Source organism: Acrocarpospora sp. B8E8, from assembly GCF_039871605.1.
Taxonomy (GTDB): Bacteria; Actinomycetota; Actinomycetes; order Streptosporangiales; family Streptosporangiaceae; genus Acrocarpospora; species Acrocarpospora macrocephala.
Genome location: NZ_JBDPLV010000034.1, coordinates 72,333 through 86,714, shown reverse-complemented (window position 1 = coordinate 86,714; position 14,382 = coordinate 72,333). Strand labels below are relative to the sequence as shown.

The 14,382-nt window shown below is 66.3% G+C and carries 13 protein-coding genes; 9 read left to right on the top strand and 4 right to left on the bottom strand.

Features of this window, described 5'->3' with window-relative positions; genetic code table 11:
- The first annotated feature begins 305 nt into the window (after nt 1–305).
- The 3 genes from ABGB08_RS29555 to ABGB08_RS29545 are packed head-to-tail and all read left to right on the top strand — an operon-like array spanning nt 306 to nt 4,815.
- Nucleotides 306–1,925, top strand: coding sequence for a ThuA domain-containing protein (locus ABGB08_RS29555; protein WP_347596380.1), 1,620 nt, complete (start codon nt 306–308; stop codon nt 1,923–1,925).
- Nucleotides 1,926–1,955: 30 nt separating this feature from the next.
- Nucleotides 1,956–3,614 carry a PQQ-dependent sugar dehydrogenase gene (locus ABGB08_RS29550; RefSeq protein ID WP_347596377.1) on the top strand — a complete coding sequence of 553 codons (1,659 nt, stop codon included), beginning with the start codon at nt 1,956–1,958 and terminating at the stop codon, nt 3,612–3,614.
- Entirely contained in the window at nt 3,607–4,815 is a 1,209-nt protein-coding gene (locus ABGB08_RS29545) for a carbohydrate-binding protein (protein ID WP_347596374.1), read from the top strand. The genes ABGB08_RS29550 and ABGB08_RS29545 overlap by 8 nt, the downstream gene beginning before the upstream one ends.
- A gap of 54 nt (nt 4,816–4,869) precedes the next feature.
- On the opposite strand, the gene ABGB08_RS29540 is transcribed toward ABGB08_RS29545, so the two are convergent.
- The 4 genes from ABGB08_RS29540 to ABGB08_RS29525 are packed head-to-tail and all read right to left on the bottom strand — an operon-like array spanning nt 4,870 to nt 7,915.
- The gene (locus ABGB08_RS29540; protein WP_347596371.1) at nt 4,870–5,916 is read right to left on the bottom strand and encodes an ABC transporter ATP-binding protein; all 1,047 of its coding nucleotides are present in this window, start codon (nt 5,914–5,916) and stop codon (nt 4,870–4,872) included.
- Entirely contained in the window at nt 5,898–6,704 is an 807-nt protein-coding gene (locus ABGB08_RS29535; RefSeq protein ID WP_347596368.1) for an ABC transporter permease, read from the bottom strand. The genes ABGB08_RS29540 and ABGB08_RS29535 overlap by 19 nt, the downstream gene beginning before the upstream one ends.
- A gap of 22 nt (nt 6,705–6,726) precedes the next feature.
- Nucleotides 6,727–7,500, bottom strand: coding sequence for a molybdate ABC transporter substrate-binding protein (gene modA, locus ABGB08_RS29530; RefSeq protein WP_347596365.1), 774 nt, complete (start codon nt 7,498–7,500; stop codon nt 6,727–6,729).
- A 16-nt stretch (nt 7,501–7,516) separates the two neighbouring features.
- Nucleotides 7,517–7,915: a helix-turn-helix transcriptional regulator gene (locus ABGB08_RS29525; RefSeq protein ID WP_155354463.1), complete on the bottom strand. Its 399-nt coding sequence runs from the start codon at nt 7,913–7,915 to the stop codon at nt 7,517–7,519.
- Nucleotides 7,916–8,049: 134 nt separating this feature from the next.
- Between ABGB08_RS29525 and ABGB08_RS29520 the strand changes: the two genes are divergently transcribed.
- The 6 genes from ABGB08_RS29520 (at nt 8,050) to ABGB08_RS29495 (ending at nt 14,169) form a co-directional block, all read left to right on the top strand.
- A complete protein-coding gene (locus tag ABGB08_RS29520) occupies nt 8,050–8,973 on the top strand; it encodes a LysR family transcriptional regulator (protein WP_155348796.1) in 924 nt (307 codons plus the stop codon).
- A gap of 97 nt (nt 8,974–9,070) precedes the next feature.
- Nucleotides 9,071–10,228: an NAD-dependent formate dehydrogenase gene (locus tag ABGB08_RS29515; RefSeq protein WP_347596361.1), complete on the top strand. Its 1,158-nt coding sequence runs from the start codon at nt 9,071–9,073 to the stop codon at nt 10,226–10,228.
- Nucleotides 10,229–10,605: 377 nt separating this feature from the next.
- The gene (locus ABGB08_RS29510; RefSeq protein ID WP_347596358.1) at nt 10,606–12,498 is read left to right on the top strand and encodes a DUF6571 family protein; all 1,893 of its coding nucleotides are present in this window, start codon (nt 10,606–10,608) and stop codon (nt 12,496–12,498) included.
- A 110-nt stretch (nt 12,499–12,608) separates the two neighbouring features.
- A complete protein-coding gene (locus ABGB08_RS29505) occupies nt 12,609–13,100 on the top strand; it encodes a hypothetical protein (protein WP_347596355.1) in 492 nt (163 codons plus the stop codon).
- 62 nt (nt 13,101–13,162) lie between these two features.
- A complete protein-coding gene (locus ABGB08_RS29500; RefSeq protein WP_155354467.1) occupies nt 13,163–13,408 on the top strand; it encodes a hypothetical protein in 246 nt (81 codons plus the stop codon).
- Between the two features lie 164 nt (nt 13,409–13,572).
- Complete coding sequence (locus ABGB08_RS29495) at nt 13,573–14,169, top strand: class I SAM-dependent methyltransferase (protein ID WP_347596352.1); 597 nt, start codon at nt 13,573–13,575, stop codon at nt 14,167–14,169.
- The last annotated feature ends 213 nt before the right edge of the window (nt 14,170–14,382 follow it).

The window sequence follows — 14,382 nt, the reverse complement described above, 5'->3', positions numbered from 1 at the left end:
GTGGCCAAAGGGTAACGAACCCCGTCAGAGACACCCAGCTCAGGGGGCAATTAGTAATTTATGTATTGACACTTATGCTCGCCTCATGTGAACCTTCGGGCGGAAGAAATCATAAGTCGGTTGATCAAGAACCATTCTGTTCGTCATAGGTGCGGCGGCGCGCTCCTCTTCAACTCAAGGAGTGGCGTATGTTGATGCCCAAACGACCGATTTCAACCTTATTTCGCGCCTTATTATCACTCGTCCTAGTCACAGCGGGCCTCGCCCTACTTCCGAGCAGCGCGTCGGCCGCGCCGCTCACCCGGGTGCTGGTCTTCTCCAAGACGGCAGGGTTCCGGCACTCGTCCATCCCCAACGGCATCACCGCCATCCAGCAGCTCGGCGCGGCCAACGGCTTCACCGTGGTGGCCACCGAGGACGCGAACGCGTTCACCACCGCCAACCTGGCCCAGTACCAGGCAGTGATCTGGCTCTCCACCACCGGTGACGTGCTCAACGCCACCCAGCAGAGCGCGTTCCAGTCCTATATCGCCGCCGGTGGCGGCTACGTCGGGGTGCACGCGGCGGCCGACACCGAGTACGACTGGGCCTGGTACGGCGGCCTGGTCGGCGCCTACTTCCAATCCCACCCGGCCACCCAGCAGGCCACCATCAAAGTCGAGGACCGGGCCAATCCGTCCACCTCGCACCTGGCGCCGACCTGGACGCGGACCGACGAGTGGTACAACTACCGGACCAACCCGCGCTCGGCGGTCCGGGTGCTGGCCAGCCTGGACGAATCGTCGTACTCGGGCGGGTCGATGGGCGACCACCCGATCACCTGGTGCCAGGACTACCAGGGCGGGCGTTCCTGGTACACCGGGCTCGGTCACACCGAGGAGAGCTACGCGGACGCGAACTTCCGGACCATGCTGCTCGGCGGCATCCGGGTGGCGGCCAAGGCGGTCCCGGCGGACTGCCGTCCCGAGGTCGGCTACACCCAGCTCTTCGACGGCAACCAGAACACCTTCAGCCAGTGGCGGATGGCGGGCCCCGGCGGGTTCACCCTGGCCAACGGCACGCTGACCTCGTTCGGCGGCATGGGCCTGCTCTGGTATCCGGTGTCCACCTTCAGCAACTACTCGCTCAAGGTCGACTGGATGATGCCGGGCGACGACAACGGCGGCGTCTTCATCGGCTTCACCGATCCCGGCAACGACCCCTGGGGTCCGGTGAACACCGGTCACGAGATTCAGATCGACGCCACGGACGCCGACCCGAGCCGGACCACGGGCAGTGTGTACAGCTTCAAGGCGCCGGACACGGCCGCGCGGGCGGCGGCGCTCAATCCGCCGGGGCAGTGGAACGCGTACGAGATCGGGGTGCACGGGCAGCGGGTGGAGATCTGGCTGAACGGCGTCAAGATCAACGACTACACGAGCACGCGGAACATCGCCAATGGCTACATCGGCGTGCAGAACGACGGTGACGGTGCCGACATCAATTACCGGAATATCCGGATCAAGGTTGACGGCGGCCAGCCGCCGCAGCCGGGCAGCGACATCGCGCAGGGCAAGCCGACGACCGCGTCCAGCGTGGAGACCGGGAGCGCGCATGTGGCCGCGAACGCGACCGATGGCAACTCGGCCACCCGGTGGGGTAGCGCGTATGCCGATCCGCAGTGGATTCAGGTGGATCTCGGTCAGAGTTACAACATCAGTCGGGTCCGGCTGAACTGGGAGGCGGCGTTCGGTCGCGCGTACCAGATCCAGACCTCGCCGAATGGCACCACCTGGACGAACATCTACTCCACGACCACCAGCGACGGCGGCGTGGACGACGTCAACGCGACCGGCACCGGGCGATATGTCCGGATAAATGGCACTCAGCGGGCTCTCACGCAGTATGGCTACTCCCTCTGGGAATTCGACGTCTACGGCTCCTGACACCCCCTCTCTACATCCTCTGGAGTTCTCGTGTTCGGTTCCGCGCGCCTGCGTCGCGCTCTATCCGCGCTCCTGTTACCCGTCCTGGCCGGTACGGCACTCGCCGCGCCCCCGGCCGCCGCAGCCCCACCCCCGACCAGTGGCTTCGAGAAGGTCAAGCTGGACGGCGGCCTCTCCATGGGCGAGCCGATCGAGCTGTCCGTGCTCCCCGACGGCAAGGTCCTCTACATCAACCGCGGCACCTCCGCCGGCGGCGGCCAGGTCAGGGTCTACAACCCGGCCACCCAGACCACCACGGTCGCGCTGACCGTTCAGCTGGACGCCCGCTTCGAGGACGGCCTGATAGGCATCACCCTCCACCCCCAGTTCGCCACCAACCGCTGGGTGTTCCTGTTCTACTCCCCCAAGGTGACACCGCTGGTCAACCGCATCTCCCGGTTCACCTTCAACCCGGCCACCAACGTCCTCGACCCCGCCAGCGAGGACATGATCATCGAATGGCCGACCGAGCGTGACCTGTGCTGCCACTCGGCCGGGTCGATGAGCTGGGACACCAACGGCAACCTGTATTTCGCAGTGGGCGACAACACCAACTCCGGCGGCGACTCGGCGGGCATGGCGCCGATCGACGAGCGGACCAGCCGCAACCCGCAGTACGACGCACAGCGCACGTCGGGCAACACCAACGACCTGCGCGGCAAGATCAACCGCATCCACCCGGAGAACAACGGCACCTACACGATCCCGGCGGGCAACCTGTTCCCGCAGGGGACGGCGCAGACCAAGCCGGAGATCTACATCATGGGGGTGCGGAACCCGTACCGGATCTGGGTCGACAAGAAGGCCAACAACACCCTGTACTGGGGCGAGGTCGGGCCCGACGCTGGGGCCACCATCCCGAACCGGGGTCCGGCGGCCTACGACGAGTTCAACCGGGCGACCGCGCCGGGCAACTACGGCTGGCCGTACTGCGGCGGGCCGAACGTGGCCTACAACGACTGGGACTTCGCGGCGAACGCGCCGCGGGGCTGGTTCCCGTGTGGCGGCAGCACCGGTCCGGTCAACAACTCGCCGCGCAACACCGGGCAGCAGCAACTGCCGCCCACCAAGGCGTCCACCGTGTGGGAACAGCACGGCGGCAGCGTGCAGTGGCCGGCCCTGGACAACCCGGGCGGCTGCGGCTCGCCGAACCACACCGAGGTCTATCACTACGACGCCACCCTGGTGTCGGACGTGAAGTGGCCGCAGTACTACGACAACAAATGGCTGATCTCCGAGTACTGCCGTAACTGGATCAAGGAGGTCCAGTTCGACAACGGCAACCCGTCGACCGGGAACCCGACCATCATCGAGCCGGTGCTCGCGGGCATGAACCTGGGTGCACCCGATCGACATGGAGTTCGGGCCGGACGGCTCGCTCTACCTGCTGGAGTACGGCAGCGGTTACTTCTCCGGCGCGGCCGACGCCGGACTCTACAAGATCAACTATGTCCAGGGGGGAAGGTCGCCGATCGCCCAGGCCACCTCCAACGTCAACAACGGGCTGGCGCCGCTGGCGGTCACCTTCTCCAGCGCGGGCAGCTCCGACCCCGACGGCGAGACCATCACATACGCGTGGGACTTCGACAACAACGGCACCACCGATTCGACAGCCGCCAACCCGTCGTTCACGTACACCACCGTGGGTGACAAGCGGGCGAGGCTGACCGTGCGGGATCCCGGCGGACGTACCGGCACGGTGGTGCTCCCGATCGTGGTGGGCAACAACCGGCCGGTCGTGACGCTCAACGGCATCCCCGCGGGCGGCATGTACAGCTGGAGCGAGAACCTCAACCTCACCGCCAGCGCGACCGACGCCCAGGACGGCACCATCGCCTGCGGTTCCGTCATCATCCGGGCCGCACTCGGCCACCAGGAACACGCCCACGAGGAGGGTGAGGGCACCGGCTGCGGCTCCTCGTTCAACACCGGCCCGATCCACGCCGGTCTGGACGCGGTGCAGTTCTTCGTCCTGCGCGGCAGCTACACCGACCGCGGCGCGACCGGCACGGTCGCGCTCACCGGCGAGCGCGAGATCACCGTCTGGCCCAAGCAGTGGCAGGCCGAGCACTACGTCACGCTCAACGGCCCCCGCGTCGTCGACCAGGCCGCCGCCGAGGGCGGCAAGCGCCTCGGCGACATCCAGGGCGGCGAGTGGGTACGGCACCACGCCGTCAGCCTCAAGGGCATCACCAGCGTCAAGGCCCGGGTGAGCTCCGCCAACGCGGGCGGCACCCTGTCCTTCCGGTACGACTCACCAACCGGCCCCGAAGTCGCCAGGCTCACCGTCGGCAACACCGGCGGCTGGGACAACTACACCGAGGTCACCGGCCCCGTCACCAAGCCCGACGACAACACCCACGACCTGTACCTGGTGTTCAACGGCACCGGCACGCTCTACGACGTGGACAGCTACACCTTCATCGGCCCCGGCGTGAGCGTCCCCGGCACCGGCAACCCCGGCTCGGACCTCGCCCAGGGCAAGCCGGTGACGGCCTCCAGCACCGAAGCCGGCGCGAACGTGGCGGGCAACGTGGTCGACGGCAACTCCGCCACCCGGTGGAGCAGCCTCTACGCCGATCCGCAGTGGATCCAGGTGGACCTGGGCGCGTCGTACGCGATCAACCGGGTCCGCCTCAACTGGGAAGCCGCCTACGGCCGCGCCTACCAGATCCAAACCTCCCCCAACGCCACCACCTGGACGAACATCTACACCACCACAACCAGCGACGGCGGCATCGACGACCTGACGGTCTCCGGCTCTGGGCGTTATGTCCGCATAAACGGCACCCAACGTGCCCTCACCCAGTACGGCTACTCCCTCTGGGAATTCGAGGTCTACGGCACCTAAATCCACCCTCCTGGCCTCCACGGCGCCGCGCATCCCCCCCCGTGGAGGCCCTTCCTAGGCCGGATACGCGTGGGTCTCCGTTGCTTTGACGGAGGCCCATACGTCTTGGCCAGGGGTGAGGTCGAGGGCGGTGACGGCGGCGGGGGTGATGTCGGCGGCAGCGGGGATCGGGCCGCTGAGGTGGATGCGGATGTTGTCGCCGTGGCGTTCGATGCCGTCGATCGTGGCCTGCCAGAGGTTGCGGGGGCTGCCGTCGGGGCGGGTGCGGTAGAGGGCGACGGCGCTGGGGGCGAAGGCGAGGAAGGCTGGTCCTTCAAGGCGTTCTGTGACGGTGAAGAGGATGTCGTCGACTTTGATCTGGCGGTCGGTGGCGGTGCCTCGATAAAGGTTGAGGCCCACCAGGCGGGCGACGTAGTCGGTGCGGGGGCGGCGGGCGACCTCGGTGGGGGTGCCTTCCTGGACGATGGTTCCGTGTTCGATGACGACCAGGCGATCGGCCAGGACCATGGCGTCGAGAGGGTCGTGCGTGACGAGGACCGTCGCGCCGTCGAAGTCGGCGAGGTGGCGGCGGAGCTGGGAGCGGATCTCCAGGCGGGTGTGGGCGTCCAGGGCGGCCAGTGGCTCGTCGAGGAGGAGCAGTCGGGGGCGGATGACCAGGGCTCTGGCCAGCGCGACGCGTTGGGCTTGGCCGCCGGACAGCTGTCTGGGGCGTACGCCGGCGTGGTCTTCGAGGCCGACGCGGGCCAGCCAGGCGGCGGCCTGGCGGCGGGATTCGGCCTTGGCGGCACCGTGGCAGCGGAGGCCGAAGGCGACGTTGTCCAGCGCGGACAGGTGGGGAAACAGCAGGTAATCCTGGAAGACCATGCCGATGGGGCGCTTCTCGGCGGCGAGGTCGTGCAGGGGCTGGCCGTCCAGGGTGATGTGGCCTTCGGTCAGGCGGGTGAGCCCGGCCAGCAGGCGCAACGCGGTCGTCTTGCCCGCGCCGTTGGGGCCGAGCAGGGCGACGACCTCGCCGGGCGCCACCTCAAGGTCGAGATCGAGGCGGAAGTTCGGGCGGGTGAGACGGAGCCGGGCGGTCAGGGTCACGGGCTGTTCACCCATCGATCGCGCAGGCTGGCCAGGATGATCACAGACACCGCCAGGAGCACCAGGCTGAGCACGATCGCGGCCTCAGGTTCGGTCTCCAGGGCCAGGTAGACGGCCAGGGGCATGGTCTGGGTCTGCCCCGGGAAGTTCCCGGCGAAAGTGATCGTCGCCCCGAACTCGCCGAGCGCCCGCGCCCAGCAGAGCACCGCGCCCGCCACGGTCCCCGGCGCGATCAGCGGCAGCGTGACCCGCCTGAACACGACCCAGCGCGTCGCGCCCAGCGTGGCGGCGGCCTCCTCGAAGCGCAGATCGGCGGCTCGAAGCGCCCCCTCCACACTGATCACCAGAAACGGCATGGCCACGAACGCCTCAGCCACCACCACACCCGCCGTCGTGAACGGCAAGGTGATGCCGAACGTGCTGTCCAGCCACTGCCCTACCAGCCCACGCCGCCCCAGCGCCAGCAGCAGCGCGACTCCCCCGACCACCGGTGGCAGAACGAGCGGCACGGTCACCAGCGCGCGTACGACCCGGCGCCCCGGAAACGCCAACCTGGCCAGGCACCAGGCCAGCGGCACCCCGAGCACCATGCAGATCACCGTGGCCAGCGTCGCCGTGACCAGCGAAAGCCGCAACGCCTCCAGCACCTGAGGCTCCGTGAGGCGCGCCCAGAGCGTGGACCACGGCGCTCGGACGAGCAGCCCGACCAGCGGCAGAACCAGGAACACCAGGCCGATTGCCGCGGGCAGTACGAGCACCCACGGCAGACGGCCCGCTACCGGCGAGCGATCGGTGTCGTTCATCCGGTTGATTCGCCTTCGATCGTCAAGGGGCTTGGAAGCCCGCCTTGGTCAGCACATCCTTACCCTGCTGGGACAGGACCAAGTCGACGAACTGCTTGGCCAGGTCGGCTGCGGGGGCCTTGGTGAGGGTCGCGATCGGGTAGTCGTTGATGGCCTGGTCGGCTTCGGGGAAGGCGATGCCGGTGACCTTGCCCGCGGCGGCGATGACGTCGGTCTGGTAGACGAGGGCGGCGTCGACCTCGCCTAGTTCGACCTTGGTGAGGGTGGCCTTGACGTCCTGTTCCAGCGTGACGGGGGTGACCTTCAGGCCGGCGGCGTCCAGGGCCTTGATCGCGGCGGCGCCGCAGGGGACCTGTTCGGCGCAGAGGGCGACTTTGACCTTGGGGTCGGTCAGGTCCTTGAGGGATTCGACCTTGGCGGGGTTGTCCGGCGGCACGGCGATCTGCAGCTTGTTCTTCACGAACACGGTCGGGCCGGTGGCGAGACCGGCGTCGGTGACCGTCGTCATCGTCGCCGGGCTGGCGGCCGCGAACACGTCGGCGGGCGCGCCCTGGGTGATCTGGGTGGCCAGGGTGGCGCTGGAGCCGAAGTTGAATTTCACGGTCGTACCCGGGTGGGCGGCTTCGAAGGTCTTGCCGAGTTCGGTGAAGGTCTCGGTCAGGGACGCGGCGGCGAACACGGTCAGCTCTGTCGCGGCCGGAGCGCTGGCCGCCGGTGCGGCCGTGTCATCGCTCGTACCGCATGCGGATGCGGCTAAGAGGACCGCGATGAGCAATCCGGAAACGCGCCTGAACAATGGGTCCTCCTACTGACTACTGACTCTGATCGGGGATCTCCACGACGACATTGGTGGACTTGATCACGGCAACCGCGACGACGCCGGGCGCGAGGCCCAGTTCGTCGGCGGCCTGGCGGCTCATCAGCGACACCACCCGGTACGGGCCCGCGGCGATCTCCACCTGGGCCATCACCGCGTCCTTGATCACTTCGGTCACGATCCCCCGGAGCCGGTTCCGCGCGGACGAGTGCCCCGAGCCGTTTCCGGTCTCGATCTGCGCTCGCGCGAACGCGGCCAGGTCCGAGCCCTCCACGATGCGATGCCCGTTGTCATCCCGGCGCGCCGGGAGCCGACCCGCGTCCACCCAGCGACGCACGGTGTCGGAGCTCACTCCGAGCAGCCCGGCTGCCTCACTGATTCGGAACGTCGTCACGAAATATCACCTTACCCTCGCACTTTCTGGCCAATACATCCGACATGCCTCGCAACAGCATCGTGATATCCCTCGATGTCCTCGCAGGTGAGATATCACTGGACCAACCCCACGATCACACGACATGCTGTGACGTGCTGTTGCGCCAACTGGAGTATCTGGTCGCGCTGGCCCGGGAGCGACATTTCGCCCGGGCGGCGGCGTCCTGCCACGTCTCCCAGCCCTCCCTCTCCGCCGCGATCCGCAAGCTTGAGCGCGAACTGGACGTGCCCATCGTCCGCCGTGGCCGCAAGTTCGACGGCCTCACCCCCGAAGGCGAGCGTGTCCTGCTGTGGGCTCACCGCATCCTGGCCGAAGCCGACGCCCTCCGCCAGGATCTGTCCCTGATGCGCAGCAGCCTCTCCGGCACCCTGCGCATGGGCGCCATCCCCACCGCCCTGACGGCTGCCTCCCTGCTCACCACCCCGTTCTGCGAACGCCACCCGCATGCCCGCGTGTCCCTCGCGTCCCTTTCCTCCCGCGAGATCACCCGCCGCCTGGCGGACTTCGAGCTGGACGTCGCCATGACGTACCTGGACGGAGAGCCGCTGGGCAACGTCCGCACGACCCCCCTCTACGAGGAGCGCTACCTGCTCCTCACCCCCGACGACGCCGAACTCGCCGGCCGCGCTTTCGTGCGCTGGACCGAGGTGGCCGCCCTCCCGCTCTGCCTGCTCGCCCCCGAGATGCGCAACCGCCGCATCCTCGACGGCATCTTCGAATGGGCCGGCGTCGTCGCCGTCCCCGCCGTCGAAACCGACACCGTCTCCGCTCTGTACGCCCATGTCGCCACCCACCGCTGGTCCAGCGTGATCGCCCACGCCTGGCTGCACATGTTCGGCGTCCCTGACGGCATGCGCGTGATCCCCCTCGAAAACCCCCGCCAGGCCCCCCGGGTCGGCCTGGTGATCGCCGACCGTACCCCCGAACCGGTCCTGGCCCGCGCCCTGCTCGACGTCACCGCCCACATCGACATCCGCGGCACTCTCGACCGGCTACTCCACGATTACCTGCGATAGTTTATATCTATCAATAAATAGGCAAATTCATTTTGACTCTTTATCCGCAGCGCGAGGAGGGTGGAAATACGACCCGATTCTCTTTAGGAGCAAACCCATGGCGAAAATCCTGTGCGTTCTGTACGACGACCCGGTCGACGGCTATCCCTCGGCGTACGCCCGCGACGACCTTCCGCACATCGACCACTACCCCGGCGGCCAGACCCTCCCGACCCCGAAGGGCATCGACTTCACCCCCGGCCAGCTGCTCGGCAGCGTCTCCGGTGAGCTCGGCCTGCGGTCGTTCCTGGAGAGCCAGGGTCACACGCTCGTCGTCACATCCGACAAGGACCGCGAGGGCTCGGTGTTCGACCAGGAGCTCGTCGACGCCGATGTGGTGATCTCGCAGCCGTTCTGGCCCGCGTACCTGACGGCGGAACGCATCGCCAGGGCGCCGAAGCTGAAGCTGGCCATCACCGCCGGGATCGGCTCCGACCACGTGGACCTGGACGCGGCCATCGCGCACAACATCACGGTCGCCGAGGTCACCTACTGCAACAGCATCTCGGTGGCCGAGCACGTGGCCATGATGATCCTTTCGCTGGTGCGCAACTATCTGCCGTCGTACGAGACCGTGCTGAAGGGGGGCTGGAACATCGCGGACTGCGTGTCCCGGTCGTACGACCTGGAGGGCATGCACGTCGGCACCGTGGCCGCCGGGCGGATCGGCCTCGGGGTCCTGCGCCGACTGCACCCGTTCGACGTGCACCTGCACTACACCGACCGCTACCGGCTGCCCCGCGAGGTCGAGGAGGAGCTCAACCTCACCTTCCACGAGAGCGCCGCGGCCATGGTCCCGCACTGCGACGTCGTCACCATCAACGCCCCGCTGCACCCGGAGACCGAGGGCATGTTCAACGACACCCTGATCGGCACCATGAAGCGCGGCGCCTACCTGATCAACACCGCCCGCGCGAAAATCGCCGACCGCGACGCTGTGGTCCGCGCCCTGGAGAGCGGCCAACTGGCCGGTTACGCCGGAGACGTCTGGTTCCCCCAACCGGCCCCCGCCGACCATCCGTGGCGCACCATGCCCCACCACGGCATGACTCCGCACATCTCCGGCTCCTCCCTGTCCGCCCAAGCTCGCTACGCCGCCGGCACCCGCGAAATCCTCGAATGCTGGCTGGACGGCACCCCTATCCGCGACGAATACCTGATCGTCGAAAAGGGAAACTTGGCAGGCACAGGCGCCCACTCCTATTCGGTGAAGTAATCGATTTTCGGTCAACGTCGGCCCCGGTCGGGCAGCCCATCAAGCGGCCCCGCCCGGGGCCCTCCGCGCCGTCTCTCTGACGAATTTTTCATCAGCCAAATCGAGACTTATGAATGAACCGATTCCTTGGCGGGCTGTCTGCGCCACAAACCCAATAGGGAGGGCTCACAGTCGTCGACGCTGTAAACGTGCCTCTCTCCCGAAAACCAGCAGAAAGAAGGTGTGATCTATGTAGTCTGAAGTTCCCGTGCGCATCCGATCGCGTCGGAGGCCCGATGACGCAGCCCTCACCAAAGCCGTCGCCGCGCCCACAGCAGCCCCCGGCCCCCCCGCGTAACGTAGTCGACTGGGATTTCTCGGGGATCGACCCCAAGCTGATGGACGAATTCGAAAAGGGCCTGGGCCGGGCGGGGAACACGCTGAGCGCGAACGAACTGCACATCCGGCGGGCGTTGACCAGGCTGGACCTGGACACATCCGGCTTAGCTGCCCTGCGCGAACTGCAGAACTGGATCAGCAGCAAGAGACCCGAACTCCGCAGGCGGAACGAGACCATCCAGGCCGTCCGCCTGGACTGGGGCCCGGGATCCGGCCCGACGAGCGGACTGACCGCTTTCGACGAAGGGCTCTACAACAAGGCCGCCAACGATCCCGAGGTCTACGCCGCAGCCATGGCTCTCGATGAGACCACGCGCGATGGGCAGATCACCGAAAAGTCCCTCACCGCGCTGGAGAAGCGAATCACCGATCCCGTCTTCTCCACCACTCTGATGTACGCCCTCGGCACGCGCACATTTCATGACCTACTCGCGAAGACCACCGACCCTGCCGACGACGCCAACGCACAGCGCCTGCAAGCAGCCCTAGGCAAGGCACTGGCCACCGCCAGCCCTCGGCTGAGCACCGCCTGGCGAAACGAACTCACCGCCGATCTTTCCGGCAGACACTACGCGCTCTCCAGGGCGCTGGCGCACGGCACTTTCGACGCCGCTTTCCTCTTGGATGTGGCCAGAAAGATCGACGCCAAGATCCATCAACCGCTGCGGTCGGACGAACCAGCGGTGGTTTCCCCGGGGGCGTTCAGGGATTCCATGGTGGGGGTGATGACCGCGCTGGCCCGGGACCCAGCGGCGGCTCAGGATTTCTTCACCCAAGATCCCACAGCTCTGAAGCGTTATATGACCGGCCTCAGAGTAGGCGACGGAAAAGCGCTCAGCGCAGCCCTGGAAGCGGCCACGTTGACCTTCCGCGACCATGACGGATCGGCGGAACACCCCTCACGTGGATACCTGTCGGCGAAACTCACGTCCGAACTCATTCATCTGGAATCCGAACGGATCAGGGCAGGAGACCCGCCCAAAATCACCCCCACCGCCGTCGGCACCATCCTTGCTGGCTACATCACGGACGTCAGCCGGGTCGCATCCACCGATACGGATGAAACCCTCGGCGTGTTTGGGGGAGACAGCCCGCTTCTTCCGGAGCGCGAGAGTTGGGGCGCCAGATTCAGGACCAACGATTTGCGGATTGTGATGGAGCAGTCCTTCCAGGATGACGAAAAGGCTTTCCTGGCCGTGGCCGGCGCCGAAACGGTATGGGCGAACAAGTTGATCGACCACAGTGCCAGCGAGATGGCGGCCAGCGGCAATATCTCGTTGTTCGTAGTCAACGCGAACACGATCGGCAGGGGCTTCGGCTTCATCACGAACGCCGCGGGGATAGCCCGCATCAGGGAAGGCCAGGAACGGGACGAGGCGCAGGAGCGAAACATGAGGGCTCTGATGGCGCTGGTCAACACCGGGCTGGCGATTCCGCAGACCGCGAGTTGGCCCATCACCTCCGGTGTCGTCGGAGCGTGGACCGGAGCCATTGAGGACGCCGCCAAGGGGGATGCGAGAGAGAAGGCTGTGCGCATAGCGAACACGTCGGTGGAAGAAACCCAATTCCTCATCCATCAACTCGCCGCCCAGGCAATGCTCAACCATGGCCTGTTCGGTTCCGCCGACCCACCGGCCAAGACCCATCCGTGGGCTTCGCTCACCGATCTCCAGCCCGGGCAGGATCCCCGGACGGCACCGAGCAACTTCCTGAAGGACGACGGGAAGACGCTGATGACCCGTCGGGAGATGCTGAACGCCACGGACGGGAACCCCGCCGCCTATGACGAGTACCGCATGTGGCTCTATCAGAACGATTCGAGCAAGACATGGTTGGATATCAAGAGAGACCTGGACATCGGCTTCTCCGGAGGGTTCGCCAAATTTCAATGAGGAACCGGAGGCCAGTTACCGCCATAGCGGCCCTGACGTGCGTGTTGATATCAATTACCGGGTGCGGCCCAGAAGACACCGAAGCGGTAGACAAGACACCATTGCCTGCCGTGGCCGCGCCGCCTTATGTCTGTGACCGCATACCGACGCTGGCCGTGGAGCGGATGACAGGGCTGCATGATCCGCTCGTCCGAGGCTCTTTCGTGCTGCCCGGCCCTGAAGGGTACGGTCACGGGTCCTGCACTGTCTACGAGCCGACTGGGGAAAAGTTGGAGGTCATGGATGTGTTGCTGACCCCCATGTCCCCGTTGGAAAACGTCGACGAGGAAGTTCGCCTTGGCGCGAAACGCTTGCCGCAGATCGTCCCAGACGGGGATGGTTTCTATTTCTCGTATCAACACGATAAAGGCTCCGATCACGAAGGGTATACCGCTGCGAAGGCGGCGCTGGTCCGCGGCCAAGCAGCGCTGATCATCAACATTGTTCGGAGCCCCCAAGGGCGTGATCCGGCGGCCGATGCGGTGGCGTTGATGAAGCTGATCGGCCCGGAACTGATCATCGCGGCCGCTCCTCCGTCGCCCTCCCCGGCGAAGAAGGGCTGAACCAGGTGGCGCAGATGGTGCCCAATCCGCTTCACGTGGCGCTACAGGACACGCTCCGGACGGTGGAATCGTTGATCCAGGCGACCGAAAGAGACCTCGGGCGGCCATGCGAGGCCTTTCAATCGGGGAAAGTCTGGACCGGACCTGCCGCCAAGCTGTTCGGCGAGCAACTCGCCCACCTGCGCACCCGAGTCCGCACCTCAGGCGATCGCATCCTCGCCGACCTGCACCACTCCCTGTCCCGAGCTCCCCGCCAGGTAACCGAGGATGAGGCCAGAACCATCAGAGCTCGCTACAACCTGCCGTGACCTGGCATCCCGTCCCCTTCGCGGACGAACGTCTTGCACCAGAAAGGCCGTGGAGCCAGGGCCTAACCACAAGATCAACCTGGACCGGAAGGCTCCACGGTGGGACACCCACTGGCTCCAGGCGTCTGACCTGCTTCTATAAGGCCCAATGACAAAATGGTTTCATGGACCGAGAGAAGATCACTCTCACCGGCTCGCCGGAGACCATGCTGGCCACCCTGTACGCCCGGGCAGTCGACAGCCGGGCCAAACGCCCCATCCTGAATGACCAGGAGGCGGCGCGGGCGGTTGAGCGGATCGATTACGACTTCCGCTGGACTGGAATCAACGCGATGACGGCGGCGGTGGTTGCCCTGCGGGCCAGGCAGTTGGACAACTGGACCAAGGAGTTTCTCGGCGCGCACCCGGATGCGACCGTGCTGCATCTTGCGTGTGGGCTGGACACCAGGGTGCAGCGGCTGGATCGGTCGTCCACCATCCGATGGATCGACGTGGACTATCCCGAGGTTCTGGAGCTGCGGGATCGCCTGCTTCTACGCCCTTCCGGTGACTATCGCATGATCGCGACCTCAGTGACCGACGAAGAATGGCTGACAGAAGTGCCCGCCGACAGGCCCACTGCGGTCGTCTTTGAAGGCTTGTCCATGTATCTCCGCAACGACCAGGGTAAATCCCTCATCCAGCGACTCACCGCAAGATTCCCCTCGGGGGAGCTGCTATTCGACTCCTACGGGAGCATGGGGATTCGATTGCAGCGCTAGATTCCAGCTATCCGTAATGCCGGGGCCAGGCTGTATTGGGCCATCGATGACCCGTACGAGCTGGAGGCCTGGCATCCGGGCCTGAAATGCGTGACAGCACTGAGCAGCACGGAATTGACCGGACTGGCGGAGTTCCCCCCTGCCGCACGCGTCGGCATGTGGGTGATGGCACGAATTCCCGGCCTCCGGGACGCCGGACGTCTCCTGCGCTAC

Bases quoted from the DNA above. Each gene is read 5' to 3' on its own strand.
- ABGB08_RS29540 (WP_347596371.1), bottom strand. From the start codon at position 5,916: ATGGGTGAACAGCCCGTGACCCTGACCGCCCGGCTCCGTCTCACCCGC.
- ABGB08_RS29535 (WP_347596368.1), bottom strand. From the start codon at position 6,704: ATGAACGACACCGATCGCTCGCCGGTAGCGGGCCGTCTGCCGTGGGTG.
- ABGB08_RS29515 (WP_347596361.1), top strand. From the start codon at position 9,071: ATGGCGAAAATCCTGTGCGTTCTGTACGACGACCCGGTCGACGGCTAT.
- ABGB08_RS29510 (WP_347596358.1), top strand. From the start codon at position 10,606: ATGGACGAATTCGAAAAGGGCCTGGGCCGGGCGGGGAACACGCTGAGC.
- ABGB08_RS29495 (WP_347596352.1), top strand. From the start codon at position 13,573: ATGGACCGAGAGAAGATCACTCTCACCGGCTCGCCGGAGACCATGCTG.